At 51.7% G+C, this 719-nt stretch carries 1 protein-coding gene; it reads left to right on the top strand.

The genetic code is table 11. The annotated features are described in order from the left end of the window. Nucleotides 1–46 precede the first annotated feature (46 nt). Nucleotides 47–706 carry an IS1595 family transposase gene (locus RBB63_RS23580; protein WP_309387898.1) on the top strand — a complete coding sequence of 220 codons (660 nt, stop codon included), beginning with the start codon at nt 47–49 and terminating at the stop codon, nt 704–706. Nucleotides 707–719 lie beyond the last annotated feature (13 nt).

Raw genomic sequence — 719 nt, forward strand, 5'->3', positions numbered from 1 at the left:
GGGGCTGACCTAGCTAAGGACTGAAAAAGTTCTTACTATAGCAGCAATGTATGAAAGAAAAAGCAGGCTGAGTCAGCACAAGCAGTATCGATTAATGGAACACTTTGTAGCAGGGACAACGGCGCGGGCCGCCTCCGAGATCGTCGGGGTGCATCGCAATACTGCAATCAGCTTCTACATGCGTTTGCGACGGCTCATTGCCAGCAAGTTACCCAGCTACGAACTGGATGGCGAGGTGGAGGCAGATGAGAGTTATTTCGGCGGGGTGCGCAAGGGTATCCGGGGGCGTGGAGCGGCAGGCAAAGTGGCTGTATTCGGCCTATTGAAGCGGGGTGGCAAGGTTTACACCGCCATCATCCCTAACGCTAAAACAGAGACTTTGCTGCCAATCATCCAGGAGAGAGTTCAGCCCGATAGCATTGTTTACACCGACACCTTTCGCGCCTACAATGCACTAGATGTTTCTGATTTTCACCACATGCGCATCAACCACTCCGAGCTGTTTGCCGACAAGCAAAACCATATCAATGGCATCGAGAACTTTTGGAATCAGGCCAAGCGTCACCTGCGCCGATTCAACGGCATCAAACCGGACAACTTTTATTACTTCCTAAAGGAGTGCGAATGGCGCTTCAACAATGGCAACCACAAACAGCTCCTCAACCAGCTTAAACACTGGGTTCGAGAGGCCAATCAAAGCGCTTAGCTAGGTCAGCCCC

The organism is Cerasicoccus frondis, assembly GCA_031296915.1.
GTDB classification, from domain to species: domain Bacteria; phylum Verrucomicrobiota; class Verrucomicrobiia; order Opitutales; family Cerasicoccaceae; genus Cerasicoccus; species Cerasicoccus frondis.

Excerpts from the sequence above, each read along its gene's own strand:
- RBB63_RS23580 (WP_309387898.1), top strand. The coding sequence starts at position 47 with ATGTATGAAAGAAAAAGCAGGCTGAGTCAGCACAAGCAGTATCGATTA.